Annotated in this window: 23 protein-coding genes and 1 tRNA gene; 18 read left to right on the top strand and 6 right to left on the bottom strand. The window is 60.3% G+C overall.

Annotation, left to right across the window (positions count from 1 at the left end; translation table 11 throughout):
• The first annotated feature begins 4 nt into the window (after positions 1-4).
• The 3 genes from ACPYOJ_RS03755 to ACPYOJ_RS03745 are packed head-to-tail and all read left to right on the top strand — an operon-like array spanning position 5 to position 2884.
• Positions 5-1147, top strand: a complete 1143-nt coding sequence (locus tag ACPYOJ_RS03755) for an ABC transporter ATP-binding protein (protein ID WP_481415053.1) — start codon at positions 5-7, stop codon at positions 1145-1147.
• A gap of 3 nt (positions 1148-1150) precedes the next feature.
• Positions 1151-2062, top strand: coding sequence for an ABC transporter permease subunit (locus ACPYOJ_RS03750; protein WP_481415052.1), 912 nt, complete (start codon positions 1151-1153; stop codon positions 2060-2062).
• A 3-nt stretch (positions 2063-2065) separates the two neighbouring features.
• Entirely contained in the window at positions 2066-2884 is an 819-nt protein-coding gene (locus ACPYOJ_RS03745; protein ID WP_481415051.1) for an ABC transporter permease, read from the top strand.
• 1 nt (position 2885) lies between these two features.
• Here the strand turns inward: ACPYOJ_RS03745 and ACPYOJ_RS03740 are convergent, their stop codons facing one another.
• Entirely contained in the window at positions 2886-4778 is a 1893-nt protein-coding gene (locus ACPYOJ_RS03740) for an AsmA family protein (RefSeq protein ID WP_481415050.1), read from the bottom strand.
• A gap of 163 nt (positions 4779-4941) precedes the next feature.
• Between ACPYOJ_RS03740 and ACPYOJ_RS03735 the strand changes: the two genes are divergently transcribed.
• Positions 4942-6894: an acetoacetate--CoA ligase gene (locus ACPYOJ_RS03735; protein ID WP_481415049.1), complete on the top strand. Its 1953-nt coding sequence runs from the start codon at positions 4942-4944 to the stop codon at positions 6892-6894.
• A 225-nt stretch (positions 6895-7119) separates the two neighbouring features.
• Here the strand turns inward: ACPYOJ_RS03735 and ACPYOJ_RS03730 are convergent, their stop codons facing one another.
• Positions 7120-10650 (bottom strand): ATP-binding protein, encoded by a 3531-nt coding sequence (locus tag ACPYOJ_RS03730; protein ID WP_481415048.1) that lies wholly within the window; start codon positions 10648-10650, stop codon positions 7120-7122.
• Between the two features lie 210 nt (positions 10651-10860).
• Here ACPYOJ_RS03730 and ACPYOJ_RS03725 point away from each other — a divergent pair, with 210 nt between their 5' ends.
• The 5 genes from ACPYOJ_RS03725 to ACPYOJ_RS03705 all read left to right on the top strand — a co-directional run bounded on the left by ACPYOJ_RS03725 (position 10861) and on the right by ACPYOJ_RS03705 (position 12703).
• A complete protein-coding gene (locus ACPYOJ_RS03725) occupies positions 10861-11310 on the top strand; it encodes a phasin (RefSeq protein ID WP_481415047.1) in 450 nt (149 codons plus the stop codon).
• Positions 11311-11439: 129 nt separating this feature from the next.
• Positions 11440-11516 (top strand) — tRNA-His (locus ACPYOJ_RS03720).
• Between the two features lie 193 nt (positions 11517-11709).
• On the top strand, positions 11710-11952 hold the full coding sequence (locus tag ACPYOJ_RS03715) for a helix-turn-helix domain-containing protein (RefSeq protein ID WP_168828460.1): 243 nt from the start codon (positions 11710-11712) through the stop codon (positions 11950-11952).
• Between the two features lie 128 nt (positions 11953-12080).
• Positions 12081-12518 carry a DUF4174 domain-containing protein gene (locus ACPYOJ_RS03710; protein WP_481415046.1) on the top strand — a complete coding sequence of 146 codons (438 nt, stop codon included), beginning with the start codon at positions 12081-12083 and terminating at the stop codon, positions 12516-12518.
• Between the two features lie 23 nt (positions 12519-12541).
• Positions 12542-12703, top strand: a complete 162-nt coding sequence (locus ACPYOJ_RS03705; RefSeq protein ID WP_168828462.1) for a hypothetical protein — start codon at positions 12542-12544, stop codon at positions 12701-12703.
• On the opposite strand, the gene ACPYOJ_RS03700 is transcribed toward ACPYOJ_RS03705, so the two are convergent.
• A complete protein-coding gene (locus tag ACPYOJ_RS03700) occupies positions 12704-13585 on the bottom strand; it encodes a LysR family transcriptional regulator (protein WP_481415045.1) in 882 nt (293 codons plus the stop codon). It abuts the gene before it with no gap.
• 114 nt (positions 13586-13699) lie between these two features.
• Between ACPYOJ_RS03700 and ACPYOJ_RS03695 the strand changes: the two genes are divergently transcribed.
• From ACPYOJ_RS03695 to ACPYOJ_RS03655, 9 genes are all read left to right on the top strand, one after another.
• Positions 13700-15196: a CoA-acylating methylmalonate-semialdehyde dehydrogenase gene (locus ACPYOJ_RS03695; RefSeq protein ID WP_481415044.1), complete on the top strand. Its 1497-nt coding sequence runs from the start codon at positions 13700-13702 to the stop codon at positions 15194-15196.
• A gap of 160 nt (positions 15197-15356) precedes the next feature.
• The gene (gene rirA / locus ACPYOJ_RS03690; protein WP_481415043.1) at positions 15357-15836 is read left to right on the top strand and encodes an iron-responsive transcriptional regulator RirA; all 480 of its coding nucleotides are present in this window, start codon (positions 15357-15359) and stop codon (positions 15834-15836) included.
• A gap of 332 nt (positions 15837-16168) precedes the next feature.
• Positions 16169-17764 carry an ABC transporter substrate-binding protein gene (locus ACPYOJ_RS03685; protein ID WP_481415042.1) on the top strand — a complete coding sequence of 532 codons (1596 nt, stop codon included), beginning with the start codon at positions 16169-16171 and terminating at the stop codon, positions 17762-17764.
• A gap of 87 nt (positions 17765-17851) precedes the next feature.
• Entirely contained in the window at positions 17852-18856 is a 1005-nt protein-coding gene (locus ACPYOJ_RS03680) for an ABC transporter permease subunit (protein WP_168828467.1), read from the top strand.
• Between the two features lie 9 nt (positions 18857-18865).
• The gene (locus tag ACPYOJ_RS03675) at positions 18866-19756 is read left to right on the top strand and encodes an ABC transporter permease subunit (RefSeq protein WP_168828468.1); all 891 of its coding nucleotides are present in this window, start codon (positions 18866-18868) and stop codon (positions 19754-19756) included.
• Positions 19756-20772, top strand: coding sequence for an ABC transporter ATP-binding protein (locus ACPYOJ_RS03670; protein ID WP_481415041.1), 1017 nt, complete (start codon positions 19756-19758; stop codon positions 20770-20772). The genes ACPYOJ_RS03675 and ACPYOJ_RS03670 overlap by 1 nt, the downstream gene beginning before the upstream one ends.
• Positions 20769-21722 carry a dipeptide ABC transporter ATP-binding protein gene (locus tag ACPYOJ_RS03665; RefSeq protein WP_168828470.1) on the top strand — a complete coding sequence of 318 codons (954 nt, stop codon included), beginning with the start codon at positions 20769-20771 and terminating at the stop codon, positions 21720-21722. The genes ACPYOJ_RS03670 and ACPYOJ_RS03665 overlap by 4 nt, the downstream gene beginning before the upstream one ends.
• A 27-nt stretch (positions 21723-21749) precedes the next feature.
• Positions 21750-22283, top strand: a complete 534-nt coding sequence (locus ACPYOJ_RS03660; RefSeq protein WP_481415040.1) for a gluconokinase — start codon at positions 21750-21752, stop codon at positions 22281-22283.
• A 91-nt stretch (positions 22284-22374) separates the two neighbouring features.
• Complete coding sequence (locus ACPYOJ_RS03655; protein ID WP_481415039.1) at positions 22375-22761, top strand: ester cyclase; 387 nt, start codon at positions 22375-22377, stop codon at positions 22759-22761.
• A gap of 27 nt (positions 22762-22788) precedes the next feature.
• Here the strand turns inward: ACPYOJ_RS03655 and ACPYOJ_RS03650 are convergent, their stop codons facing one another.
• The 3 genes from ACPYOJ_RS03650 to ACPYOJ_RS03640 all read right to left on the bottom strand — a co-directional run bounded on the left by ACPYOJ_RS03650 (position 22789) and on the right by ACPYOJ_RS03640 (position 25665).
• On the bottom strand, positions 22789-24036 hold the full coding sequence (locus tag ACPYOJ_RS03650; protein WP_481415038.1) for an NAD(P)/FAD-dependent oxidoreductase: 1248 nt from the start codon (positions 24034-24036) through the stop codon (positions 22789-22791).
• 76 nt (positions 24037-24112) lie between these two features.
• Positions 24113-24616, bottom strand: coding sequence for an isoprenylcysteine carboxyl methyltransferase family protein (locus tag ACPYOJ_RS03645; RefSeq protein WP_481415037.1), 504 nt, complete (start codon positions 24614-24616; stop codon positions 24113-24115).
• Positions 24613-25665 carry a type III polyketide synthase gene (locus ACPYOJ_RS03640; protein ID WP_481415036.1) on the bottom strand — a complete coding sequence of 351 codons (1053 nt, stop codon included), beginning with the start codon at positions 25663-25665 and terminating at the stop codon, positions 24613-24615. Before ACPYOJ_RS03640 ends, ACPYOJ_RS03645 begins: the two co-directional genes overlap by 4 nt.
• Positions 25666-25690: the final 25 nt, after the last annotated feature.

The raw sequence follows: 25690 nt of genomic DNA, 5'->3' as shown, positions 1-25690 counted from the left end.
CCAGATGAAGTCACTTGGCAATATTCGCCGCACCTTCGCCCCTTGGGCCGATCCGGCTTCCAAGCCCTTTATTGCTTTCAAGAACGTAACGAAGAAGTTCGGCGATTTTACCGCGGTGGATGACCTTTCGCTGAATATCTATCACCGTGAGTTCTTCGCTCTCCTCGGCGCGTCGGGCTGCGGCAAGTCAACGCTGCTGCGCATGCTGGCGGGCTTCGAGCAGCCGACCTCCGGCGAGGTGATCCTCGACGGCACGGACTTGGCCGGAACGCCGCCTTACAAGCGGCCGGTCAACATGATGTTCCAGTCCTATGCGCTGTTCCCCCATATGACGGTCGAGAAGAATGTCGCCTTCGGCCTCCGCCAGGATGGCATGACGAAGGACGAGATTGCCGCGCGCGTTGCGCAGATGCTGAAGATGGTGAAGCTGGAACAGTTTGCCTCCCGAAGGCCGAACCAGCTTTCCGGCGGTCAACGGCAGCGCGTGGCGCTCGCCCGCTCGCTTGCCAAACGCCCGAAGGTTTTGCTGCTCGACGAACCGCTAGGCGCCCTCGACAAGAAGCTGCGTGAGGAAACACAGTTCGAACTCATGGACCTGCAGCAGAACCTCGGCCTGACCTTCGTCGTGGTGACGCACGATCAGGAAGAGGCAATGACCATGGCGGACCGTATTGCCGTCATGAGCCACGGCAAGGTCATCCAGGTTGCAACGCCTGCCGAGATCTACGAGGCGCCGAACTCCCGTTTCGTGGCCGACTTCATCGGCGACGTGAATATCTTCGACGGCAAGGTTGTCTCGGCCGATGGCACGAATGTCGAGCTCGCCGTCGATGCCGGCTTTACCATCAAGGTGGCCGCTTCGGACATGCCCGCCAAGGGCAGCAGCGCCGGCTTTGCGATCCGTCCCGAAAAACTCAAGGTGCTCCGTCATCCGCCGCCGAACCCTTCGGTCAATACGGCCTCCGGCGAACTGTGGGATATCGGCTATCTCGGCGACATGACGGTTTTCCACATCAAGCTGAAGAATGGCGAGATCGTGAAGGCTTCCTCGCTCAATGCCCAGCGCGCGGTGGATGATCCTTTCACCTACGATCAGGAAGTCTGGATCTCCTTCGCCGAAGACGCCGGCGTGCTTTTGAGGGATTGATCGATGGGCAAGCTCGGTTCTGCCGTTTACAGCCGCCTAGTGATCATCGTTCCCTATGCCTGGCTGCTGCTCTTCTTCCTTGCGCCGTTCTTCATCGTGTTCCGCATCTCGATGTCGGCGACGGCGATCGCCATGCCGCCCTACACCCCCGTCTTTTCATTCAGTGATGGCTGGTCTGGTTTCTGGGACAACGTGTCGGAGTTTTCATTCGAAAACTACGGCTTCCTGATCGATGATCCGCTGTATTTCAACGCCTACGTATCGAGCGTCGTGATTGCCGCGATCTCGACATTCCTGACGCTGATCATCGCTTACCCGATCGCCTATGGCATGGCGCAGGCGCCGCGCAGCATCCGTCCGACCCTTCTCATGCTGGTCATCCTGCCGTTCTGGACGAGCTTTCTGATCCGCGTCTATGCCTGGATCGCGATCCTCAAGCCTGAAGGTCTGCTCAATCAGCTCCTGCTGGCCACCGGCATCATCCATAGCCCGCTCATCATCCTGAACACCAACATCGCGGTCTATATCGGCATCGTCTACTCCTACCTGCCGTTCATGGTGCTACCGCTCTATTCCTCGCTTGAGAAAATGGATGGCACCTTGATCGAGGCAGCACAGGATCTCGGCTGCCCGCCGATCACCGCCTTCTGGCGCGTGACATTTCCGCTTTCGCTTCCCGGAGTTATTGCCGGCTGCATGCTCGTCTTCATTCCGGCCGTTGGTGAATTCGTCATCCCCGACCTGCTCGGCGGATCCGAAACGCTGATGATCGGCAAGACGCTCTGGAACGAGTTCAATTCGAACCGCGATTGGCCGGTCTCTTCGGCCGTCGCGACGATCCTGCTTATGATCCTCGTGATCCCCATCGTGTTCTTCCAGAATGCGCAGGCCAAAGCAGACGAGCAGGGGAGGTAAGCCATGTTGAAATGGACGCGCTTCAATATCGTCTCGGTTACGCTCGGCTTCGCCTTCCTCTATCTGCCGATCGTGTTGCTCGTGATCTTTTCGTTCAACGAATCAAAGCTTGTCACGGTCTGGGGCGGCTTCTCGACAAAATGGTATACCCAGTTGCTGTATAATCAGGCTTTGCTCGATGCCGCCTGGGTGACGGTGCGGGTCGGCGTGCTTTCCGCGACGCTCGCTACGATTCTGGGTACGCTCGCAGCCATCGCGCTCGTGCGTTACACGCGCTTTCGCGGCCGCATCCTGTTCTCCGGCATGGTTTACGCGCCTCTCGTCATGCCCGAGGTGATCACCGGGCTCTCCATGCTCCTGCTCTTCGTCGCGATCGGTCTCGATCGCGGGTTCTGGACGATCACGCTGGCGCATACGACGTTCACCATGAGTTTCGTTGCGGTCGTCGTGCAGTCGCGGCTGCTGAGCTTCGACCGTTCGATCGAGGAGGCGGCGATGGATCTCGGCGCCCCGCCCATCCGTACTTTCTTCGAGATCACCCTCCCGATCATCGCACCGGCTGTCTTCTCGGGTTGGCTTCTCGCCTTCATCCTTTCAATCGACGACCTCGTCACATCGAGCTTCACGTCGGGACCCGGTGCCACCACTTTGCCAATGAAGATCTATAGTCAGGTGCGTCTCGGCGTGACGCCGGAAATCAACGCGGTTTGCACGATCTTGATGGCCCTCGTGGCGTTTGGCGTGATTGGCGCCTCGATCATCACCAAGCGGCGCGAGGTGCAGCGGGAGCGCGACGAGCGCGCGGCCGCCGCCGCAGCCTGAATCAAGGGGAGTTGCCGGTCGCCTGCTGATTGATCACCGGCACCGGCGAAATCACCGGGTTCAGCCACGAGCCTCCGACGAAGAACGGCAAAAGCGGAAACTCCGCCGCTCTGGTGTCATCCGTCGCCTGTAGCGAGCCGGACAGCGCCAGCCCATCGGATTCATATGGAATGATGCCCGAAAGCGTCAGCGTCTCGTCGGGGCCTTGAATGTTCACGCCGCGTAGCTCCGCTGATCCGCCTGCAAAGGTTGCCGTCATATCGAGTTGGTTGAAGTTGAAATTCTCGCCGGAAACGGCGCTGAGCGGAAAGAACTGCTGCTGGGTGGCCCGGCCCCGCATAGCTGCCACATCGAGACCACGGATTGACCCGGCGTTGGTATGGAAAGCCAACTGCCCGGACACGTCGGCGGCGCGCGCCGTCCAGATCGGCTTGCCGGTTTTCAAGGAAATGTCGAGCGACCCGGTCGCAAGCGGCCAGGAGCCCTTCAATTGCAGTCGCTCGATCAGCCCTGCGAAATCTGCGCCGCGGATGGAGATCTGCAGCTTGCCGCCGCCGTCGAAGTCGCCTCGCATCGCTTCCAGATGCGCCGTCATCTCGCCGCCTTCGAACTGGCTGTCGCCAATATCGAATTTGGCTTCGTTGCTGGACACGATGATGCTCGCGCCGACATCGGCAAGCCGGAAAGGCGGAAGCTGCATTTCCTTGGTGGAAAACCTGAGGTCGACATCGAGGTTCTGCAATGAACCGCCGTCTTCCGGCGCTCCAGCCTCACCGGCGGCCAGGCGCAGGGCGAACGCGTCGAAGAAAGGCTGCAGATTTACGCTATCGAACGCCAACGTGCCGCCAAGTCTTGACCGCTGGTTTGGCCGTAGCGAAACATCCAGTACGCCGGTTGCGTTTGCGCCGTTGAGCCCAAGCGCGACATTGTTGAAACGCAGGGCATTGCCGGTCGAAAAGATGTCACCCTGGATCGAGAACGATCTCAGGGTCTCGACCCCCGGGATGGACTTGCCTGACCAGGTCAATAGCGCCGGCACATCAGGAACGTTGACCGCCATGTTGCCGGATACGCCGGCGAGACTTGCTATGCTGCCAAGGCCGGTGAACTCCGCCGTCATGAGGCTGGAGTTGAGCGAAGTCTTGATGTCGGCAACCTTGCCATCAAAGACCAGCAGCGGGCTTCTGGAAGAGAAGTCGAGTTTCAAATCCTCGCCGCCCGTCCTGGCGATCAGCACCGCTGTCATCGGGCTTGAAAGCCGTGGCCAGCTGACATCCGCGCTCACGTCCTCGAAATGGTAGGTCTTGCCGCTCGCAAGATCTGCGACGTTGAACGTACCGTCCTCGACAGTGATGGTGCCTATCGGCGCGTCATGCTTTTCGTCGAGGACTTCCGCACCACCTTCCTGCCGCGCTCTGGCAATCGCCTTCGCCAGCTGCCCCGCATAGGTCCAGTCGATCAGACCCTGTTGATCGCGAGTGAGAGAAAGATTGGGGCGTAGGAGGTGAAATTCGTGAAAGCTGGCGCTGCCTCGGATGGCGTCGATAAGGCTGAAGTCGGCTGAAAGGCTGTCGATTGTGCCGAGCAGCTTATCCCCGCGGCCCTTAGGCTGGCGGATGGTGATCTCGTTCAGCGTTATGCGCGGCGTCGGCCAGAATTCCAGAACCGGCGTGCCTTTGATTTCGGCATGGTACCCGGTCCATTTCGACAGCTGGTTCTCAATGCCGGTGCGCACCAGCCCGGTCGAAACCAGGTAAGGCGCGGCAACGCGCAGCGCCACGAAAATGAGTGCAGCAATCAGCACGAGGCTCGTTGCGATACGGGCAACGCCCGGCAGCCAGCGGGACAGGGGTACCATCTTTCGCCGCCATTTTGGTTGTCTTGACGTACCCATAAGTTTCGCCAGTATTTTTGAGCTGCTTACCCGTTAAGTGCAGATTTGGCCGGATATATGAAATGACGGATCTATGCAAATCCCCCGACGAGGCGCTCAATGCAATGCACACTTTATAATGCAATGCAGCATGGTATATAGCGGGAAAGAGGGAGGAGATTGAATGAGCGATACCGTGCCGCTTTGGGTACCTTCGAGGGGATCGATCGAAGCAAGCCCGATGTACGCGTTCATGCAGCGCTGCAACGCCGAGTTCGGCCTGAACCTCGAAACCTATTCGCAGCTTCACGCCTGGTCGATTGCCGAGCGGGAAAAATTCTGGACCTCGATCTGGACGTTCTGTGAGGTGAAGGGGGAGCGAGGCGCGCGAACGCTTACCGACGGCGATCTCATGCTCAAGGCCCGCTTCTTTCCCGATGCGAGATTGAACTTCGCGGAAAATCTGCTGTCGAGCGAGGGGGAGGCGGATGCCATCGTCTTTCGCGGCGAGGACAAGGTAGAAGACCGCTGGTCTTGGGATCGGCTGCGTGCGCTGGTCTCACGGCTGCAGCAGGCCTATCGCGCGCTCGGCATCGGGGAGGGGGACCGCATCGCTGCGATGATGCCGAACATGCCGGAGACCGTTGCCTGCATGCTGGCGGCCGCCTCGATCGGTGCCATATGGTCGTCCTGCTCGCCCGATTTCGGCGAACAGGGCGTGCTCGATCGTTTCGGACAGATCGGCCCGAAACTCTTTATTGCCTGCGACGCCTATTGGTATGGCGGCAAGCTGCAGGATGTCAGGACGAAGGTCAGTGCGGTTGCTAAGAGCCTCGGCGCTCCGGCAGTCATCGTCCATTATGCCGGCGATGCCGACGCAGTCGCGAGCGATGCGCCGAAGGCAAAGACGCTCGAACAATTCATCGAGCCATACCAGCCGAAGGCCGTCGAGTTCGTCCAACTGCCCTTTGCACATCCGCTCTACATTCTCTTCTCGTCCGGCACGACGGGTGTGCCGAAATGCATCGTTCATTCCGCTGGCGGCACCCTGCTGCAGCATTTGAAGGAGCAGCGCCTGCATTGCGGCATCAAGCCCGGCGAAAAGCTCTTCTATTTCACGACATGCGGCTGGATGATGTGGAACTGGCTGGTGAGCGGACTTGCCGCCGGCGCGACGCTCTGTTTGTTCGACGGCTCGCCCTTCGCGCCTGATGGCAATGTATTGTTCGACTATGCGCAAGCGGAAAAGTTCGCGGTCTTCGGTACCTCCGCCAAGTATATCGACGCGGTGCGAAAGAGCGGTTTGACGCCGCGCACCACGCACGATCTTTCGAGCCTGCGTCTCATGATGTCGACCGGCTCGCCGCTTTCGCCTGAAGGCTTCACCTTCGTCTATGAGGGCATCAAGGAAGATATCCAGCTTGCCTCCATCTCGGGCGGCACCGACATCGTCTCCTGTTTTGTACTCGGCAATCCGCTGCAGCCGGTCTGGCGCGGCGAAATCCAGGGCGCGGGCCTCGGCCTTGCCGTCGACGTATGGGATGACGAAGGCAACCCGGTCCGCCAGCAGAAGGGCGAACTGGTCTGCACCAAGGCCTTCCCGTCGATGCCGGTCGGCTTCTGGAACGATCCCGACGGTACGAAATACAAGGCCGCCTATTTCGAGCGCTTCGACAATATCTGGTGCCACGGCGATTTCGCCGAATGGACAGAGCATGGCGGCCTCGTCATCCATGGCCGTTCCGACGCGACGCTCAATCCCGGCGGGGTGCGTATCGGTACTGCCGAGATCTACAATCAGGTCGAGCAGATGGAAGAGGTGGCCGAGGCGCTGTGCATCGGCCAGGAGTGGGATGATGACGTGCGCGTGGTGCTCTTCGTTCGTCTCTCGCCGGGAGTCACATTGACGGACGACCTCGTCAAAGCCATCAAGACCCGCATTCGCACCGGCGCTTCGCCCCGCCATGTCCCGGCAAAGGTCATCGCCGTTCGCGATATTCCGCGCACGAAATCCGGCAAGATCGTCGAACTCGCGGTCCGCGAAGTCGTGCATGGCCGGCCGGTGAAAAACAAGGAGGCGCTGGCCAATCCCGAGGCCCTCGACCTTTTTGTCGGGATTGAAGAACTGCGGGTGTAGGTTTCCGTAAAATGCGGCGGAAACTGCAAGCTTTCACCTGCGAGAGATAAGCTGGCTCGGATACCTTTTGTTAAGAAAGGTTTGTCAAAGGTGAAACCAACTTGGGGCTGCGCATGAACGATGCAGCTTGGCGCCTTCGGGCCCCCGAAACATGACGTTGTACGACTAAGCTCTTTGTTGAACAGCACCAAATTTCAGGCAGCCTCTTCGGCTGCCTTTTTTGTTTCAGCCTGCCAACACCCGCTGAGACGGGAATGTGATTTCCACCAGCGTGCCTTCGTTGGGCGCCGAATTGATCGAGAAAGTCGCCCGGTTCGCATCGACCATCGCCTTGGTCAGCGGCAGGCCGAGACCCGTACCGTCGCCTCGATGGCGCGCATGGGCAGAAACTTGCCGGAACGGCTTCATTGCCTGGTCGAGTTCGCTACGCGTCATGCCGATGCCGGTGTCGCGGACACGCAGCACGACGCTTCCGTTTGGTTCATATGACGTCGAGACAACGATCTGGCCGCCCGGCGGCGTAAAGCGGATTGCGTTGGACAGGATGTTGAGCGCGATCTGCTTGATGGAGCGGAGATCGGCAACGACGTTCGGAACCGACTGCGATAGCGCCGTGCGGATAATGACGCGCTGACCGTTCGCCTGCGGTTGCACCAGCGCCACGGCTTCGGAAATGGCGTCGTTGAGACCGACGGCCGCGAAATCAAGGTCCATCTCGCCCGCCTCGATCTTTGAGATATCGAGAAGATCGTTGACGATATCGAGGACATGGCGGCCCGAGCGGCCGATGTCATTGGCGTATTCGATGTAGCGCGGATGCCCGATTGGTCCGAAGCGCTCGCTCGCCATCATGTCCGAGAAGCCGATGATGGCATTGAGCGGCGTACGGATTTCATGGCTGATGCGCGCCAGGAAATCCGTCTTATGGGCGTTCGCCGTTTCAGCGGCACCTTTGGCACTGCGAAGCTCTTCTTCGGTCCGCTTCCACTGGGTGATGTCGCGGATCACGGCGCAATAGCCATTGGATGAGGTGAGCCGGCCCATGGTCATGAAGAGCGGCACGAATCCGCCGGACGCCTCGCGGCCGATCACTTCCCGCCCGTCGTTCAGAACGCTCGCGACGCCGTGGCCGGAGAGGCCGTGCAGATAGTCGAGCACCGCCTTCTGGCTCTCATGCGCAAAGAGCATCACGAAGGGCTTGCCGCGTGTTTCTTCTTCATCAAAGTTGAAAAGCGCGCTTGCCGAGCGGTTCATCGAGCGAATGTCGCCCTCTGCACCGATGACGACGACCCCGTCGGTCGCCGTTTCCAGGATCGAGCGAAGCTCCTCCACTTCGATCTGCAACTTGGCAACCTTCTCGACCATCCGGTTCTCTGAGCGGGTTTCCGCGGGCACTTCTACGCTCCGCATCGGCGTCGCGTCGCTTGCTTCAACCGGCATCAGCGCGAGCATCAGCGCGCTGGATTCTTCCCAGCGGATCGATTGCAGCCGGGCGGTTACCGGCACGAGAGTATCGTCGGCGGTAACAAGCATCATCGTGCCCGGGCGCCCTTCCAGGTCGCGGCGCTGAAGCAGCGCGTCGATCCCGCCGACGTCGCTCAACTCGGCGAGCGAAGCATAGCCGGTGAGGCGCATGAATTCGGGATTGGCATGGAGCAGCGCATCGCCGGCGTGGATCAGCACGGCAAGCGGCAACTGATCGACCGTGTCGGCCGATAGCCCACTCGTCATCTTCACACGCGGCGGAATGGCGCTGCTCAGCACCTGCATAGGGCTGAAGGTCTCGTGCAGGCCTTCGGTGGCGTCGTCGTCATTCTGCTCGGACGAGTCGGTGTGCTGGTCCGCCGCTTTTGGGGCTCCGGCAGGTTCGTCGCTCGCCGCGCTGGCGCTTTCGAAGATTGCCTCCTCCGGCGCAGCTTCGCCTGCAGGCTCTTCCGGTTCGTCCTGAGCCGGCGCCTCCTCGTTGCGAACGCCGAAGGCTTCGAGGCGCTTTGCGATCTCGCGGAAGTTTGCCTGTTCGGCGACGCTCAGGCTCGGGCCTGCGCCATGGATCTGAACGATCTTATCCGTCAGCCGGCGGCTCGGCGTCTCTACTATTCGCAGGACCGGCGGCTCTTCAACAGGCGCGGGTTCAGCCGCCTTCTGCGGCTCCGGGGTGGCTTCCGGAGCATCGGACGCAGGTTGTGCCTCCGATGTTGTCGGGGCAACTTGTTCCGCAGCCGCTTCCGGCAATTGATCAGGGCTGGCCACATCGTGGTCCAGGGTATCCGGACCGAGCGCGAGGCCGAGCGCCAGCGGATCCTCGGTCGCGTCGGAAAGCCGCACAACGCCGAAACCCCGAAAGCCGTCGAATTCCCGGGCACGCGTATAGGTCGGGAGCGCGGCGAGGTCGACAGGAACGATCAGGCTCGTTCCCTCGACGGGCCAGTGGATCGTCTTGCCGGACCAGGTATCACGGCGCTCGAGGGCCTCGGTGATCTTGCCTTCGGGATCGAGATTGAAGAGCGCCGCAATGTCGCTGAAGGCAACGCCGATGATATTTGCCGCGTGCGGACCAACCGCGGCGGCGAATTCGGCGGATACTTCGCTGAAGTGCCCGTCAGCGTTGATCTTCCAGACGAAACGCGTGGCACGGCTGTTGGGCCTGAATGTAAAGCCCTCAGCCGCCGGCGGGGCGGCAATCTCATCTGTTCCGGAAGGCTTGGAAGCCGGCCGCTCCGCGATCTCGCACCCTGGGTTCTCTCCGGCAGGCTCAGCCCGCTCGACGCCCAAAGGCTGCGTTCCTGTTTTCGGTTCCGCGCGATCGATAGCCGCGTGCCCAGCATCATCGGTGAGCACGTTTTCCGGTTCCGCAAAGATAAGTTCGTTCTGTTCGGTGCCATCGGCTACCGGCTCGTTTTCAGCTTCGGCGGCAGGTCCGATTTCCTCGTCTTCGGCCACGTCCTCCAGCGTCTCTTCCACATCCTCGATACGCGCGACCGCATCGAGCGCCTGGTGGAATTTTTCGCTCCCCGGGTTCGCGGTATGGTTAACGGCGGCTGTGGATAACGCCTCCTCTTGTGCCGGCGTTTCGATCGGGTCGAGATGGCCGATTACGGTTTCGACGGCGAACAGTAGGTTGAGTGCCGGTTCATCGCTGAGCTTGCCGATGGCAGCCGGTAGGTAGCCCTTGCCGGTGGCGACGGGCCGCTTAACAAGCCGGTCAGGATGGGCGCCTGCCAGGCGAGTCAGCATCTTTGCCGTCTGCCCGGTGATGCCAAGCGATGCGTAACCGGGCGAAGAGGCAATGACTTCGCCTTCCGCGCCGATAACGGCCATATGAGTATCGGGGTCGTCGAGCCCCTGAAGCATCTGCGCTGCGGCTTCCGCGGCAGGAAGTGGCCGTGATGAAACAGGCACCGAGAAGAGAATGGCTCGTTCGCCGGAGGAAAGGCCGATCAGCTCGGACGTTGCCTTGGCGGGGACACGCTGGAAGCCCTTGGCGATCCGGATCATGAGGTCCCTGCTGTCGCCAACCGTGGAGAGCTGGCGTGCCGTCGTCTCCAGCTGCCGGAAGGTGATATCCGCGCGATTTACGCCCTGATCAAGAAGGTCGTAGACTGCCGTCTGGCCGAAGAGTTCCGCGCCGGCGCCGTTCGCCCAAAGCAAGCGGGAAAGATCTGCCGAAAAAAGGGCGATCGCTTCGCCGCGCGCAAAGCGTTCACGCACCCGCTGATGCACGGCAATGTCGATGAACGGGTACTGGACTGCGGGCATGTCGGAACCGGTCCCTCGGCCTCTTTAAATTAACGCTCTATTAATAACGACGCGCCGGAAACCGGTCCAGCTTGGCGCCTGGCTTTCGGGTGAAAAGGTTAATGCGTTGTGCGGCGCACAAATATGTTGCAATGCACAATAAACTCCTCTATATGAGATTTATCGAAACTACCGGGCAACTATCTCCGGGACCCAAGGAGTTTAATGCAGATGGCTACCATAAAGACCAACGAGGTTTTTTCAATGTCGTCCTTCGACCCGACGAAATTCGCCGAATCCTTTCGTGATTTCACTGAAAAGGGCGCCGAGCAGTCGCGCGAGGCCTATGCCAAAATGAAGGCTGCAGGCGAAGACGCCAGCAAGACTCTCGAAGCGACCGTTCAGAATGCGCAGGCCGGCACCGTCGAAATCGGCCTGAAGGCGATCGATGCGCTCCGCACGAACGCTGAAAACTCGCTCTCCTACATGGAAGCGCTGCTCGGCGTGAAGTCGGTCGCAGAACTTGTCGAACTCCACACGACTTTCCTGCGCAAGCAGGCAGAGGTGACGGTCGAGCAGGCGAAGTCGATGCAGGAAACCTCGAAGCAGGTTGCCGAGAAGGTCACAAAGCCTGCCAAGGAAGCCGCCGACAAGGTCATGGCTTCGTTCAAGGCGGCCTGATCAGCACCGGCTACGATCGAACAAAAGGCTGGACCGTATATCCAGCCTTTTTGTATATTGGGGCAGATAGGGCTTGAATTAATTTCCAAGTCCTCGTATGTGACCCCCGTCGCGCCCGGCGCGACTTGTGCGGTTGTAGCTCAGTTGGTTAGAGCGCAGGTTTGTGGCACCTGAGGTCGGAGGTTCGAGACCCCCCAACCGTACCATTTCTTCTCAAACTCGAGTTCATCGTATCAAGCGTCTGGCTTATCGTTGACCGACACTTGCCCTCTGACCCCTGCCGCCTATCTGCGACCGCAGCGTTAGTAAACTTTCTGTAATGTTGCGTTGCAAAATGTGAGCCGGAGTGCCATTTTGTGCCGGGGGTTACATCAGGGTGCTTTTAAGAAGGAGACTTTAATGTCCATTTCCCTTAAAAATCTGGATGAATCCAAAGCGACCGTTTCCGCAATCAACGTCGCTGCCGAGGTCAGGAAGGCGCGTGAAGCCGTTGGCTACAGCGTCGATGATCTGGCGGAGACTTGCGGCCTCGTCGAAAGTGAGATCATCGACATTGAAAATGGCAAAGATGCCGATCCGGCGAAGCTGAAGCGTATTGCCGCCGCCTTGCAGGTTCCGGTGTCTGCCTTCATTCCCATGTAAGATTGCATTGTGAAGGGACCGAAAAAGCCGGCCGAACAGGCCGGCTTTTTCGTTGGCTTTTCCAAGCTTCCGAATTCATGGAACCGGCTTCTTCCTCCATTCGTTCTAAGGTGGACGGGAGAATGAGAATGTCGAAAGAGCTTCTTTACGGTGCAACGAAGGTGGAAGAGACCGAAGGCGGCAAGGCGGCGCTCGAAAGCCTTGAGCAGTTCCGGTGGCGGAACCGTGTCATGGTGATCTTCGTCTATAAGGACAACAGCCGCGCCGCCCGTCAGGAAAACCAGCTGCTCGCGGATCGCCCCGGCTTGGAGGAGCGGCATATGGTCGTTCTCAAGATCTCCGGCAGTTCGATCAAGCCTGTCTTCGGTGCAGGCGAGAATTTGGACGAACAAACGATCCGAAAGGAGCTCGACGCCCCCGAGAGCGGCGAGTTCGGGGCCGTCTTGATAGGCAAGGATGGAACCGTCAAACTCAAGGTGAGCGAGCCGGTGAGCAACGTTGAGCTCTTCGCCATCATCGACAGCATGCCCATCCGGGCAGCGGATTCCCTAACGCCCGACATATAAAGAGAAGACGGAAGGAGCAGGATATGTCCGTTCCCAACGAACCTATCCCCGATCAGCCGCCGATGCCCTTACCGGGCTGGAAGCCGATACCACCGATCAAGGAACCGGAACCTGACCGGTTGCCGGACGAGGCGCCCAATCCCAATCCGGACGAAAACGAAGAGCCTGCCAAGCAGGCCTGCTGATCAAAGAAATGTCTGCCGCTCGACGCTCACCAGTTCTTGCAGGAAGTCCGCAACGGTGCGCACGCGAACCAGATCGCGGGCGCTCTCGTGATACGTCGTCCAGTAGGCGCGTTTGATGGAAACAGCGGGCAAGATCCGAACCAGTTCGTCATATTGCCGCGCGATATAGTCATGCAGGATACCGATACCGGCGCCGGATCGCACGGCTTCGGTCTGCCCGATCGCCGTCGATATCTCGAAGGACGCATCCCAGCTGCGCATCACCACGCCGGAGAAATTGAGCGAGGGTGTGAAGATCAGATCCTCGACATAGCCGATCCGGGGATGAGTTTTCAGGCCGTCGACATCAAAGGGCTCGCCGTTGGTAGCAAGATAGCCGCGCGATGCGTAAAGGCCGAGCGTATAGTCGGTGAGTTTCGACGAAACGAGACGGCCCTGTTCCGGCCGCTCCAAGGTGATCGCGATATCGGCTTCGCGCTGCGAGAGCGAGAACGAGCGGGGCACCGGCACCAGCTGGATGCGAAGCTCCGGATGCCGCTTGATAAGCTGGCCGAGACGCGGCGCGAGAAAGGAAACGCCGAAGCCGTCGGGCGCGCCGATGCGGACCGTGCCGGCAATCGTGCTGTCCAGGCGTCCAATACCCGCCTGCGCCCGCAGCATCTCCGTTTCCATGCGTTCCGCGGCGTGGAGAAAGACCTCGCCCTCGGCCGTCAGTTCGCAGCCATTGGTCCGCCGGATGAGAAGGCGGCTCTTCAGCCGCTCTTCGAGCGTGGTCATGCGGCGGCTGAGCGTCGCGTGGTTTACGCCCAGTCGCTTCGAGGCGCCTAGAATCTGCCCGGTGCGCGCGACGGCGAGAAACATACGCACATCATCCCAGTCCAAAGCACACCTTTGACTTTAATTTTTGCACAGCGGTTGCTTATCCGAACTCATTGATTTGTGCAAATTGAAGTGCGATTGTGCGCCATCTGAAGAAATAAAAGAGGAGGCACATCCATGCGTGAGATCGGTCATTTCATTGGCGGCAAGCATGTCGCGGGCAAAAGCGGCCGCAGCAGCAACGTCTTCAATCCGGCCACCGGCGAAATCCAAGCGACCCTTGCGTTGGCGGGCGTCGAGGAAATTCGTGCGGCCGTCGCCAATGCCAAGGAAGCGCAGCCGAAATGGGCAGCGACCAATCCGCAGCGCCGCGCCCGCGTCTTCTTCAGGTTCGTGGAACTGCTCAACAAGCACATGGACGAGCTCGCCGCTCTGCTTTCGAGCGAACACGGCAAGACGGTCGAAGATTCCAAGGGCGATCTCGTCCGCGGTCTCGAAGTCTGCGAATTCGTCTGCGGCATTCCGCATCTGCAGAAGGGGGAATTCACCGAGGGCGCAGGCCCGGCGATCGACATGTATTCCATGCGTCAGCCGGTCGGCATCGGTGCCGGCATTACGCCGTTCAACTTCCCGGCGATGATCCCGATGTGGATGTTTGCGCCGGCGATCGCCTGCGGCAATGCGTTCATCCTCAAGCCTTCGGAGCGCGACCCGTCCGTTCCGCTGCGTCTTGCCGAACTGATGATCGAAGCCGGGCTTCCGGCAGGCATCCTGAACGTCGTCAACGGTGACAAGGCTGCCGTCGACGCGATCCTGACGGATCCGGATATCGGTGCTGTGACCTTCGTTGGTTCCACGCCGATCGCACGTTATGTCTACGGTACGGCGGCAATGAACGGCAAGCGTGCCCAGTGCTTCGGCGGCGCGAAGAACCACATGATCATCATGCCGGACGCCGACATGGATCAGGCCGTCAACGCGCTGATGGGTGCCGGTTACGGCTCCGCCGGCGAACGCTGCATGGCGATTTCCGTTGCCGTTCCGGTCGGTGAAGAAACAGCAAACCGTCTGGTCGACGCGCTGACGCCGAAGATCGAGTCGCTGCGTATCGGGCCTTACACCGATGAAAAGGCAGACATGGGTCCGCTGGTCACCAAGGAAGCCTATGCGCGCGTCAACGGCCTGATCGATCGCGGCGTCGAGCAGGGGGCCAAGCTCGTCGTCGATGGCCGCGGCTTCAAGCTGCAGGGTTATGAAGACGGCTATTTCGTCGGCGGCTCACTATTCGACCACGTCACGCCGGAGATGGATATCTATAAGACTGAAATCTTCGGGCCGGTGCTCTCCGTCGTCCGCGCCCATAACTATGAAGAAGCCCTCTCGCTGCCGATGAAGCACGAATACGGCAATGGCGTTGCGATCTACACCCGCGACGGCGATGCTGCCCGCGACTTCGCTGCGCGCATCAATATCGGGATGGTCGGCATCAACGTTCCGATCCCGGTTCCGCTGGCCTACCACTCCTTCGGCGGCTGGAAAGCCTCCAGCTTCGGCGACCTCAATCAGCACGGGATGGACTCGATCAAGTTCTGGACCAGAACCAAGACGGTTACCGCCCGCTGGCCGTCGGGCATCAAGGACGGCGCCGAATTTGTCATGCCGACGATGAAATGATGCGACTCTGAGAACACACCAGGAAACGGGCCCTTGTGGCCCGTTTCGTTTTTGTGCGGCGGCCCGCGCAAACGTGAATGTAATTTTCATATTTTGGAATTGTTCAAAACTACCAAAGCCACTATATAGGCTCCAGCCCCACACGATTCAGGAGATCGGCATGCGTTTGACGAAGCAGACCAACTATGCGGTTCGCATGTTGATGTATTGCGCTGCCAATGAAGGACACTTGAGCCGGATTCCTGAAATTGCCAAGGCTTACGGGGTTTCCGAGCTCTTTCTGTTCAAGATTCTGCAGCCGCTCACCAGAGCGGGCCTGGTGGAAACCGTTCGAGGCCGCAACGGCGGCGTCCGCCTCGGCAAGCCGGCGGCGGACATCAGCCTTTTTGACGTCGTCAAAGTCACCGAGGACAGCTTTGCGATGGCCGAATGCTTCGAAGACGGCGCGGTTGAATGTCCTCTGGTCGATAGCTGCGGTTTGAACTCGGCACTGCGCAAGGCCCTCAACGCCTTTTTCGATGTGCTGACCGAGTATTCGATCGATGACCTCGTGAAGGCGCGTCCGCAGATCAACTTCCTTCTTGGCCTTACAGGCGACCAGGACTATCGCAGGCCCGCCATCAGCGCTCCGGCAGCCTAACACGTCATAGTCGAGTATCCTAATGATCGCAGCTACGCCCAGTAGCTGCGATTTTTGCTTTTTGAGGCGGCTTTTTCGACGCGCAAAGCTCTCTGCCGTTACGCTAAATGTGTGAAATCGTACCAAATATGACAAAAATGAGCGGGTTTCATGTCGTTTATTTCCAATTAAGTCCTATTTTTGACCGAAAATTTCTAAAGTTGTCCAACTGGGAAAATTTCCTTCGAATACCGTTGCTTTCAGTAGATAAATGTCGTTCCATCGGTGCCGCTGACCGGAAGGCTGCTCTCCGGTCTAGAAAGTCAAAAGAACAAAGCTGGGAAAACACCATTATGAAAAAGTTCTCCGTCCTGCTGGCAGCGACGGCCTTGGCTTCGGTCATGGCAACGTCCGCCTGGTCAAAAACCCTTGTCTATTGCTCTGAAGGTTCGCCGGAAGGCTTCGATCCGGGCCTGTACACCGCTGGCACGACATTCGATGCGACGTCGCGCACCGTCTATAGCCGCTTGGTCGAATTCAAGCACGGCAGCACCGAGGTTGAGCCGGGTCTTGCCGAGAGCTGGACCGTTTCCGACGACGGCACGGTCTATACCTTCAAGCTGCGTCCGGGCGTCAAGTTCCAGACGACCGACTTCTTCACGCCGACGCGTGACCTCAATGCCGACGATATCGTTTTCTCCTTCGAGCGCCAGCTGAAGGCCGACAATCCGTGGCACACCTATGTCGCAGGCGGCTCCTACGAATATGCGGCCGGCATGGGCTTCCCGGACCTCATCAAGACGGTCGAGAAGGTTGACGACCTGACGGTCAAGTTCACGCTCAACCATCCGGAAGCGCCCTTCATCGCCGACCTCGCGATGGACTTTGCCTCCGTCCTCTCCAAGGAATATGCCGATAAGCTGCAGGCCGACGGCAAGATGGAGCAGATGAACCAGCAGCCGCTCGGCACCGGTCCCTTCACCTTCGTCGCCTACCAGCCGGATGCCGTCATCCGCTACAAGGCCAACGACACCTACTTCAAGGGCAAGGAAAAGATCGACGATCTCGTTTTCGCGATCACTTCGGACGCATCGGTGCGCGCGCAGAAGCTGAAGGCTGGCGAATGCCACATCATGCCTTACCCGAACGCTGCCGACATCAAGGATCTCAAGGCCGATTCCAACCTCAAGGTTCTGGAACAGCCGGGCCTGAACGTCGCCTACCTCGCCTATAACACGCTCGTTGCGCCCTTCGACAAGGCCGAAGTCCGCAGGGCGCTCAACATGGCGGTCAACAAGCAGGCGATCGTCGACGCGGTCTTCCAGGGCTCGGCCCAGGTTGCCAAGAACCCGATCCCGCCGACGATGTGGTCCTATAACGACGCCGTCAAGGACGACGAATACAATCCGGACGAAGCCAAGAAGATGCTCGAGGCCGCTGGCGTCAAGGATCTCAGCATGAAGATCTGGGCGATGCCTGTCTCCCGTCCCTACATGCTGAACGCGCGCCGCGCCGCCGAACTGATGCAGGCCGACCTCGCCAAAGCTGGCGTCAAGGCCGAGATCGTCACCCATGAGTGGGCTGAATACCTGAAGCTCTCCTCCGCCAAGGACCGTGACGGTGCCGTCATTCTCGGCTGGACCGGCGACAACGGCGACCCGGACAACTTCATGGACACGCTTCTCGGCTGCAGTGCAGTCGGTGGTAACAACCGTGCTCAGTGGTGCAACAAGGAATACGACGACCTGATGACGAAGGCCAAGCAGACGGCCGACGTCGCAGAGCGTACGAAACTCTACGAGCAGGCTCAGGTGATCTTCAAGAAGGAAGCTCCTTGGGCAACGCTCGACCACTCGACCGAATTCGTCCCGATGAGCGCCAAGGTTTCCGGCTTCGTGCAGGATCCGGTCGGTGTTCACCGCTTCGACGGCGTTGATATCGCCGAATAACGAAAAATAGTGCAAAATGCCCGGAATACCGGGCTCTCCGGCGGTCGGGCAATATCCTGGCCGCCGGTAATTGTTGGACCATCTGTCATGCTGCGATTTCTCATTGGGCGCCTTGCCGTCCTGATCCCGACATTTCTCGGCGTTTCGCTTATTGCCTTCTCGTTCATCCGTCTGCTTCCCGGCGATCCCGTCATGCTGATGTCGGGTGAACGCGTGATGGCGCCAGAGCGTCATGCCCAGATCATGCACAATCTCGGTTTCGACCGGCCCATGTATATCCAGTACTTCGATTACGTTGGTAAGGTGCTGCATGGCGACCTCGGGACGTCGATCGTCACGAAGCGTCCGGTCCTCGGCGAATTTGGTGCGCTGTTCCCCGCGACGCTCGAGCTTTCGCTCTGTGCCATTATTCTCGCGATCTGTCTTGGCGTGCCGGCGGGCGTCTTCGCCGCCGTCAAGCGCGGCACATGGTTCGACCAAAGCGTGATGGGCGTCGCCCTCGTCGGCTATTCGATGCCGATCTTCTGGTGGGGCTTGCTGCTCATCATCTTCTTCTCCGGTTACCTCGGCTGGACGCCCGTTTCGGGCCGTATCTCGCTGATGTACTTCTTCAAGCCGGTCACCGGCTTCATGCTGATCGACAGTCTTCTTTCCGGTCAGGCGGGAGCATTCCGCTCGGCGGTAAGCTATCTCATTCTGCCAACGATCGTGCTTGCCACCATCCCGCTAGCCGTCATCGCGCGCCAGACACGCTCGGCGATGCTCGAAGTGCTTGGCGAGGATTACGTTCGCACGGCCCGTTCCAAGGGCCTGAAGCCGCTGCGCGTCGTCGGCGTGCATGCTCTGCGCAACGCCATGATCCCGGTCGTCACCACGATCGGCCTGCAGGTCGGCGTGCTGCTCGCAGGCGCGATCCTGACGGAGACGATTTTCTCCTGGCCTGGCATCGGCAAATGGATGGTCGACGCGGTGTTCAAGCGCGACTATGCCGTCGTCCAAGGTGGTCTTCTGCTGATTGCCGGCATCATCATGCTGGTCAATCTGATCGTCGACATCACTTATGGCTTCATCAACCCACGCATTCGGCACTAGGAGCGGTTCATGAGCACGGTCACGACCAAAACCGTCCAGCCATCCGCCCTTGCGGAATTCTGGTACTACTTCTCGCGAAACAAGGGGGCTGTCATCGGCCTCGCTGTCTTCGTCGTCATTCTTGTGCTGGCAATCTTTGCTCCCTTCGTTGCGCCGCATGCGCCGAATGAGCAGAACCGTCAGATGCTGCTGCTGGCGCCGTTCTGGTCGGAAAGCGGCAGCGCGTCCTTCCCCCTCGGAACGGATGCCGTCGGCCGCGACATTCTCTCGCGTCTGATCTACGGCGCGCGCTTCTCGCTCTTCATCGGCGTCGTCGTCGTGACGCTGTCTGTGATCGCGGGCGTACTGATCGGCCTCGTCGCGGGCTATTTCCGCGGCCGCGTCGATATCGTCATCATGCGCCTGATGGATATCATTCTGGCCTTCCCGTCGCTGCTTCTGGCTCTCGTGCTGGTCGCCGTCCTCGGTCCCGGCCTTACCAATGCGATGATCGCGATCTCGATCGTCAACCAGCCGCATTTCGTGCGCCTGACGCGAGCCTCCGTCATGGCGGAGCGCGAGAAGGAATATGTCGTCGCGTCGCGCGTGGCGGGCGCCGGCACCTTGCGTCTGATGTTCAAGACCATCCTGCCGAACTGTCTCGGGCCGCTGATCGTCCAGGCAACGCTCGCCTTCTCGGCGGCGATCCTCGATGCCGCGGCTCTCGGCTTCCTCGGCATGGGTGCACAGCCTCCGACACCCGAATGGGGCACGATGCTCGCCGAAGCGCGCGAGTTCATCCAGCGCGCCTGGTGGGTCGTAACGTTCCCGGGTCTTGCCATCCTCGTCACCGTTCTAGCCATCAATCTGATGGGCGACGGTCTGCGTGATGCGCTCGATCCCAAGCTGAAGAGGTCGTGATGCCGCTTCTCGATATCCAGAATCTGACTGTCGAATTCCAGACGTCTTCCGGTCTGTTTCGCGCCGTGGATGGCGTGTCGCTCAACTGCGACAAGGGGGAGATCCTCTCGATCGTCGGCGAGTCCGGCTCCGGCAAGTCCGTTGCCATGCTTGCCATGATGGGGCTGCTGCCCTGGACGGCCAAGATCACCGCCGACCGCATGACCTTCGACGGCAAGGAACTCATCGGCCTTTCCGGCCGCCAGCGCCGCAAGATCATCGGCAAGGACATGGCGATGATCTTCCAGGAGCCGATGTCGAGCCTCAACCCGTGCTTTACCGTCGGCTTCCAGCTCGGCGAGACCCTGCGCGTGCACATGGGCATGAACCGCAAGGAACGCCGCGAACGTTCGATCGAACTGCTGAATCTCGTCGGCATCCCTGCTCCGGAAGATCGCCTGTCGAACTTCCCGCACCAGATGTCCGGCGGCATGAGCCAGCGCGTCATGATCGCCATGGCGCTCGCCTGCAATCCGAAGCTTTTGATCGCCGACGAGCCGACGACTGCGCTCGATGTGACGATCCAGGCACAGATCCTCGACCTGCTCGTCCGCCTGCAACGCGAGCAGGGCATGGCGCTCGTGCTGATCACCCACGATATGGGTGTGGTCGCCGAGACCGCCGAGCGCGTTCAGGTGCAGTATGCCGGTCAAAAGGTAGAGGAACAGCCGGTCAAGGAACTCTTCCGCGACCCACATCACCCCTATACTGCGGCATTGCTTTCCGCTCTGCCGGAGCGCGCCGCCGTCGGGCAGCACCTGCCGTCGATTGCCGGCGTGGTGCCGGGCCAGCATGACCGCCCCAGCGGCTGTCTGTTCGCGCCACGCTGCGGTTTTGCCACAGTCGAATGCGAGCGCGGCGTCGTGCGCCAGGGACCGGACCTCGGCGTGGCACTTTGCAACTATCCCTTGAAAGACGGCAAGCCGCTCGGTCATCCGGGCGCGATGCCGAAGCAATCCGCTGGAGACCTCGTATGAGCGGAGCCGTTCTCGAGGGCAAGGATCTTGCCCGTTTCTACACCGTCAATCGCGGCATGTTCAAACCTGAAGCGACCGTCAAGGCGCTGAATGGTGTCAGCTTCAGCCTTTATTCCGGAAAAACGCTCGCCGTCGTCGGCGAATCCGGTTGCGGCAAGTCGACGCTCGCGCGTCTCGTCACCATGATCGAGGACCCGACGGGCGGCGAATTGTTCATCGATGGCAAGCCTGCACGGATCGGTGATCGAAGCCTGCGCAGCCAGGTTCAGATCGTATTTCAGAACCCTTACGGTTCGCTCAATCCGCGCCAGAAAGTCGGCGCGATTCTTGAGGAGCCGCTGAAGATCAACACCGATCTCGATGCCGCGGCCCGCCGTCGTAGGGCAGAAGAGATGATGGCGCGCGTCGGCCTGCGCTCGGAACATTACGGTCGCTATCCGCATATGTTCTCGGGCGGTCAGCGCCAGCGTATCGCCATTGCCCGTGCGCTCATGCTGCGGCCGAAAGTGCTTGTGCTCGACGAGCCCGTGTCCGCCCTCGACCTCTCCATCCAGGCTCAGGTGCTGAACCTTTTGATGGACCTGCAGAAGGAAATGGGCCTTGCCTATCTCTTCATCTCGCATGGTCTTTCGGTCGTTCGCCACATCGCCGACGACGTGATGGTCATGTATCTCGGCCGGCCGGTCGAGACGGGGCCGGCGGCCGAAGTCTTTGCGCACCCGCGTCACCCCTATACAGCCGCCCTGCTGTCCGCGACGCCGATCGCTGATCCCGACCGCGCCAAGAACCGCATCCGTCTGCAGGGCGAGCTTCCGTCGCCGCTGAAGCCGCCGAGCGGCTGCCACTTCAATCCGCGTTGCTGGAAGGCTCAGGACTATTGCCGTCGGGTCGAGCCTCTACTAAGTGGAACAGGCACGCAACAATACGCCTGTCACTTCCCGCTCGACTGAGCGGGTACAGGCGACGACGGAGGATACATGCCGGAACGGACGGACACATCCCACGCAATCATCGTGATGGGTGTCAGCGGCTCCGGCAAATCCTCGATTGGCGAGAAACTGGCGGAGGCGCTGAACCTCCGCTTCGTCGAAGGTGACGGGCTTCATCCTGCTTCGAACGTCGAGAAGATGTCGAAAGGCATCCCGTTGACCGATGACGACCGCATGCCTTGGCTCGACGTGATCGGCGAAACCATCAAATCCGCTCTCGCAAAGGGTGAAGGCATCGTTGTTTCCTGCTCGGCGCTGAAGCGTATCTATCGCGATCGTCTTCGCACCGCCGCCGGCGGCAGCCTCTTCTTCGTTTATCTTGATGGCTCTCGGGATCTGCTTACGCGGCGGATGGGCGAGCGCAAGGGCCATTTCATGCCGGCGTCGCTGCTCGATAGCCAGCTCCAGACGCTCGAAGTGCCGACCGGCGAGCCCGGCGTCGTGACCGTCGATATCGACGACACGGTCGAAGGTATTGCGGAAGCGGCGCGAAAGAAGCTCGCGCCGCTTGGCGTTGCCTGACCAAGGCCTATTGACGGCCTCTTGGAAGCGACCATCTTCGCGTGCTCAGTGGCGGTCGCCGCAGAAGCCGCCCGGAGCCGGAGGACCTGCCTTGAGCCGAGCGGAACTTTCAGCGATCTATCGCGATTACATAGCCTGCCTGAATGCGCAGGACTGGCAGCGGCTGGGACACTTCGTCGGCGACGATGTACGCCACAATGATCGGAGGCTCGGCCTGGCAGGCTATCAGGCGATGCTGGAGCGGGACTTCGAGGAGATCCCGGACCTTCATTTCGACGTCAAGCTGCTGATCTCCGATCCGCCCTTTATCGCCAGCCGGCTTGTTTTCGATTGTACGCCGAAGGGAACGTTCCTCGGCCTTCCCGTCAACGGAAAGCGCGTCTCTTTCGCCGAAAATGTCTTCTATCGCTTCGATCGGGAAAAGATCGATGAGGTTTGGTCGGTGATAGACAAGGCGGCAATCGAAGCACAGCTCTGATGAAAGCCGCCATGTCATGTTGTGCCGTCACGGGTTGAAGCGCTGCGGCGAATAGGCCGAAATATCGATGAAGGGCGTTTCGCCGGTAATGAATTCCGCAAGCACGCGGCCGGTCACCGGTCCGAGCGTCAGGCCGTGATGCGCATGTCCGAAGGCGAACCACAGCCCGTTGTGGCGCGGAGCCTTGCCGATGATAGGCATCATGTCCGGTGTGCAGGGGCGGGCACCCATCCACGGCTCCGGATCAAGACGGCGCCCGAGCGGGAACACGGTGCGCGCCACCTTTTCCGCGCGGTCGAGCTGAACCGGCGTCTTCGGTGCGTCGAGCGTGGCGAACTCCGCGCCGGTGGTCAGACGGATACCGCGGTTCATCGGTGCGAGGAAATAACCACGCTCGGCATCGAGCGTCCAGTTGTTGAGGACGGCATTGCCCTCTGCCGCATAGTGCATGTGGTAGCCGCGCTTGACGCCGAGCGGGAAGGAGTAGCCAAGCCGCTTCGTCGCCACCGCGGCCCAGGGGCCGAGCGCCAGCACGGCATCGTCGGCATCCAGCGGGCCTTCGGCCGTGGAGATGCGCCAGCCGGAGCCTACTTGGCCGAGCGAAGCGGCATCGCCGGTAACGAAACGACCGCCCAGGCTTTCAAAATAGGTGCAGTAGGCGTTCGTCAGCGCATGCGGATCGAGGACAGACCACGGATCGCGCCAGCGCAGGCCGCCCGTAAAATTCTGCGTCAGGTTCGGTTCGATGCGCGCCACATCGGCGGAACTCAGCTTGTCATAGGTGACGCCGAACTCCTTTTCCCAGAGGGTGGCTTCGGCAATCGCCTCATCATATTTTTCGGCCGTGCGGAAAACCCGCATCCAGCCATCCTTGCGGATCAGCGCCTCGGCATGCGAGGCCTCGATCAGGTCCTTGTGCTCGGACACGGAGTTTTCGATCAGCGGTGCGTAGGCGCGCGTGATTGCCTCGTGTCGCCGCGCATTGGAGTTCCACCAATAGCGGGCAAGGAAAGCGACCTGACTTGGCAGCGTCTTCAGATGGTAATGCGCGTCGATGCGGTTGTTCAGCGCATAGCGCAGCAACATCCCGAACTGTTGGGGGAAACCGTAAGGCACAACACCTTCGCGCTGGATCAGGCCGGCATTTCCGAAAGAGGTCTCGCTCCCCGGAGCCTTGCGGTCGATCAATGTCACCTGCCGTCCGCGCCGTTGCAGATGAATTGCCGCCGAAACACCGATGATGCCGGCACCGAGCACTATTGCATTCTTTGTCATTTTTTCTTGCAGCCCACTTAATTCCAAGGGCCGAAAATGCCCCCTGGATCGCGACGGCGCAATTGAAAAATGCATTTCATTTCAAAATCATTGCCGCTCGGAGTGCCGCATTTTCGGCGCGGATGCGGGCGGTCAGTATGATCGCATTCAGCACCGTGAAGATCCCGGCATACAAATACATATCGAACGCCAGCGGCAGGGCTGCGATCTCTCCGGCAACGATCGCATAATTGGGGTGCCGGATGAGGCTATAGGGTCCACTGCGGACAAGCGGCGCGTTCGGAAGAACAATGATACGTGTCGTCCATCGCTCCTTGAGAGTGGCAAGTACCCAGAGACGAAGGACCTGCAGGAGCATGAAGATGCCGAACCAGAAGAAGTTTACCGGCCGGTCGGTGGCAAGCAGCCACAATCCGCCGATCCAGCCTGCATGAAGTGCAACCATATAGGGATAGTGCTCGGCCCCGAACTCCCGCGCGCCGCGCGCAAAGAGCGCGGCGGTGTTGTGCTTGGCAAGAGCAAGCTCGCCGAGCCGCTGAAGCGTCACGAAGGTTAGGAGTGCGACGGAGGCGAGCATCATGCGGTCCTCCGCAGCGTGACGCAGCTGGCCGAAAAGCCCGGTCCCATCGCAATCATCGCTGCGCGGTCCGGCAGACCGGCTTGGATGACGCGTTCCAGCACGAAGAGCACGGTCGGCGAGGACATGTTGCCATAATCGGACAGCACCGAGCGTTCATGATCGAGCGACCCGGGCGAAAGCGCCAGCGCGCTTTCCATCGCTTCCAGCACCCTGGTGCCACCCGGGTGGCAGACAAAGCGGTCGATGTCCCGGCGCGAAAGCCCGTTGCGGGCAAGGATGCCGTCCAAGGCCGGGCCAAGCTCCCTTTCAGCGAAGGGCGGCAGCGATTGCGCAAGCACGATGCCGAAGCCGGTATCGTCGATCTTCCAGCCCATGATGTCGAGCGTGTCCGGAAACAGATGTTCGCCGGTGGATTCCACCGCGGCGATGCCGTCTCCGCCGTTGCGTAGCACGCAAGCCGCAGCGCCGTCGCCGAATAGCGCAGTTGCGATGATGTTCGGCCGCGTCAGCTCGTCCAGCCGGAAGGCGAGGGTGCAGAGTTCGATGGTCACGAAGAGAACGATCTTGCCCGCTCTGGCTTTCGCCTGCCGGACCGCGATGCCGAAGCCGGAGACGCCCGCCGCGCAGCCAAGCCCGAACACGGGCACACGCTCGATATCCGGTCGGAACCCCATCTTCCCGGCAAGTTGCGCGTCGAGGCTCGGCGTCGTGAACCCGGTAGAGGAGATGGTCACGACGCAATCGACATCGCCTGCTTTCAGATCGGCACGCCGCAGTGCCTTTGTCGCTGCTTCAACGAAGAGGCTGCCCGCGACCTCCGCATAGGCGTTCATGCGGTCCGGCCAGCCATGCGGTTCGTCGAACCATGAGAGCGGCCGCGCTGCATGGCGTTTGCTAATGCCTGCATTGTCGAAGACGCCGGCCAGATGCCGAAAGTCCGCGAAGCGGCCAGCAAAGAGGCGGGCGGAAGCCGCGGCAGCTTCTGCCTGCGTGATGACGTGTTCCGGCACCGCAACCGCGAGGCTCAGCAATTTCACCGTATCGCTCACTGCATTCTCCTTGTTGCCCGGCGGC

The organism is Rhizobium sp. SVR5-9E, assembly GCF_056755095.1.
The sequence above is the reverse complement of the archived record's forward strand: the minus strand, read 5'-3'. Positions and strand labels throughout refer to the sequence as shown.

Bases quoted from the DNA above. Each gene is read 5' to 3' on its own strand.
- ACPYOJ_RS03755 (WP_481415053.1), top strand. From the start codon at position 5: ATGAAGTCACTTGGCAATATTCGCCGCACCTTCGCCCCTTGGGCCGAT.
- ACPYOJ_RS03750 (WP_481415052.1), top strand. From the start codon at position 1,151: ATGGGCAAGCTCGGTTCTGCCGTTTACAGCCGCCTAGTGATCATCGTT.
- ACPYOJ_RS03745 (WP_481415051.1), top strand. From the start codon at position 2,066: ATGTTGAAATGGACGCGCTTCAATATCGTCTCGGTTACGCTCGGCTTC.
- ACPYOJ_RS03740 (WP_481415050.1), bottom strand. From the start codon at position 4,778: ATGGGTACGTCAAGACAACCAAAATGGCGGCGAAAGATGGTACCCCTG.
- ACPYOJ_RS03735 (WP_481415049.1), top strand. From the start codon at position 4,942: ATGAGCGATACCGTGCCGCTTTGGGTACCTTCGAGGGGATCGATCGAA.
- ACPYOJ_RS03730 (WP_481415048.1), bottom strand. From the start codon at position 10,650: ATGCCCGCAGTCCAGTACCCGTTCATCGACATTGCCGTGCATCAGCGG.
- ACPYOJ_RS03725 (WP_481415047.1), top strand. From the start codon at position 10,861: ATGGCTACCATAAAGACCAACGAGGTTTTTTCAATGTCGTCCTTCGAC.
- ACPYOJ_RS03715 (WP_168828460.1), top strand. From the start codon at position 11,710: ATGTCCATTTCCCTTAAAAATCTGGATGAATCCAAAGCGACCGTTTCC.
- ACPYOJ_RS03710 (WP_481415046.1), top strand. From the start codon at position 12,081: ATGTCGAAAGAGCTTCTTTACGGTGCAACGAAGGTGGAAGAGACCGAA.
- ACPYOJ_RS03705 (WP_168828462.1), top strand. From the start codon at position 12,542: ATGTCCGTTCCCAACGAACCTATCCCCGATCAGCCGCCGATGCCCTTA.
- ACPYOJ_RS03695 (WP_481415044.1), top strand. From the start codon at position 13,700: ATGCGTGAGATCGGTCATTTCATTGGCGGCAAGCATGTCGCGGGCAAA.
- rirA (WP_481415043.1), top strand. From the start codon at position 15,357: ATGCGTTTGACGAAGCAGACCAACTATGCGGTTCGCATGTTGATGTAT.
- ACPYOJ_RS03685 (WP_481415042.1), top strand. From the start codon at position 16,169: ATGAAAAAGTTCTCCGTCCTGCTGGCAGCGACGGCCTTGGCTTCGGTC.
- ACPYOJ_RS03680 (WP_168828467.1), top strand. From the start codon at position 17,852: ATGCTGCGATTTCTCATTGGGCGCCTTGCCGTCCTGATCCCGACATTT.
- ACPYOJ_RS03675 (WP_168828468.1), top strand. From the start codon at position 18,866: ATGAGCACGGTCACGACCAAAACCGTCCAGCCATCCGCCCTTGCGGAA.
- ACPYOJ_RS03670 (WP_481415041.1), top strand. From the start codon at position 19,756: ATGCCGCTTCTCGATATCCAGAATCTGACTGTCGAATTCCAGACGTCT.
- ACPYOJ_RS03665 (WP_168828470.1), top strand. From the start codon at position 20,769: ATGAGCGGAGCCGTTCTCGAGGGCAAGGATCTTGCCCGTTTCTACACC.
- ACPYOJ_RS03660 (WP_481415040.1), top strand. From the start codon at position 21,750: ATGCCGGAACGGACGGACACATCCCACGCAATCATCGTGATGGGTGTC.
- ACPYOJ_RS03650 (WP_481415038.1), bottom strand. From the start codon at position 24,036: ATGACAAAGAATGCAATAGTGCTCGGTGCCGGCATCATCGGTGTTTCG.
- ACPYOJ_RS03645 (WP_481415037.1), bottom strand. From the start codon at position 24,616: ATGATGCTCGCCTCCGTCGCACTCCTAACCTTCGTGACGCTTCAGCGG.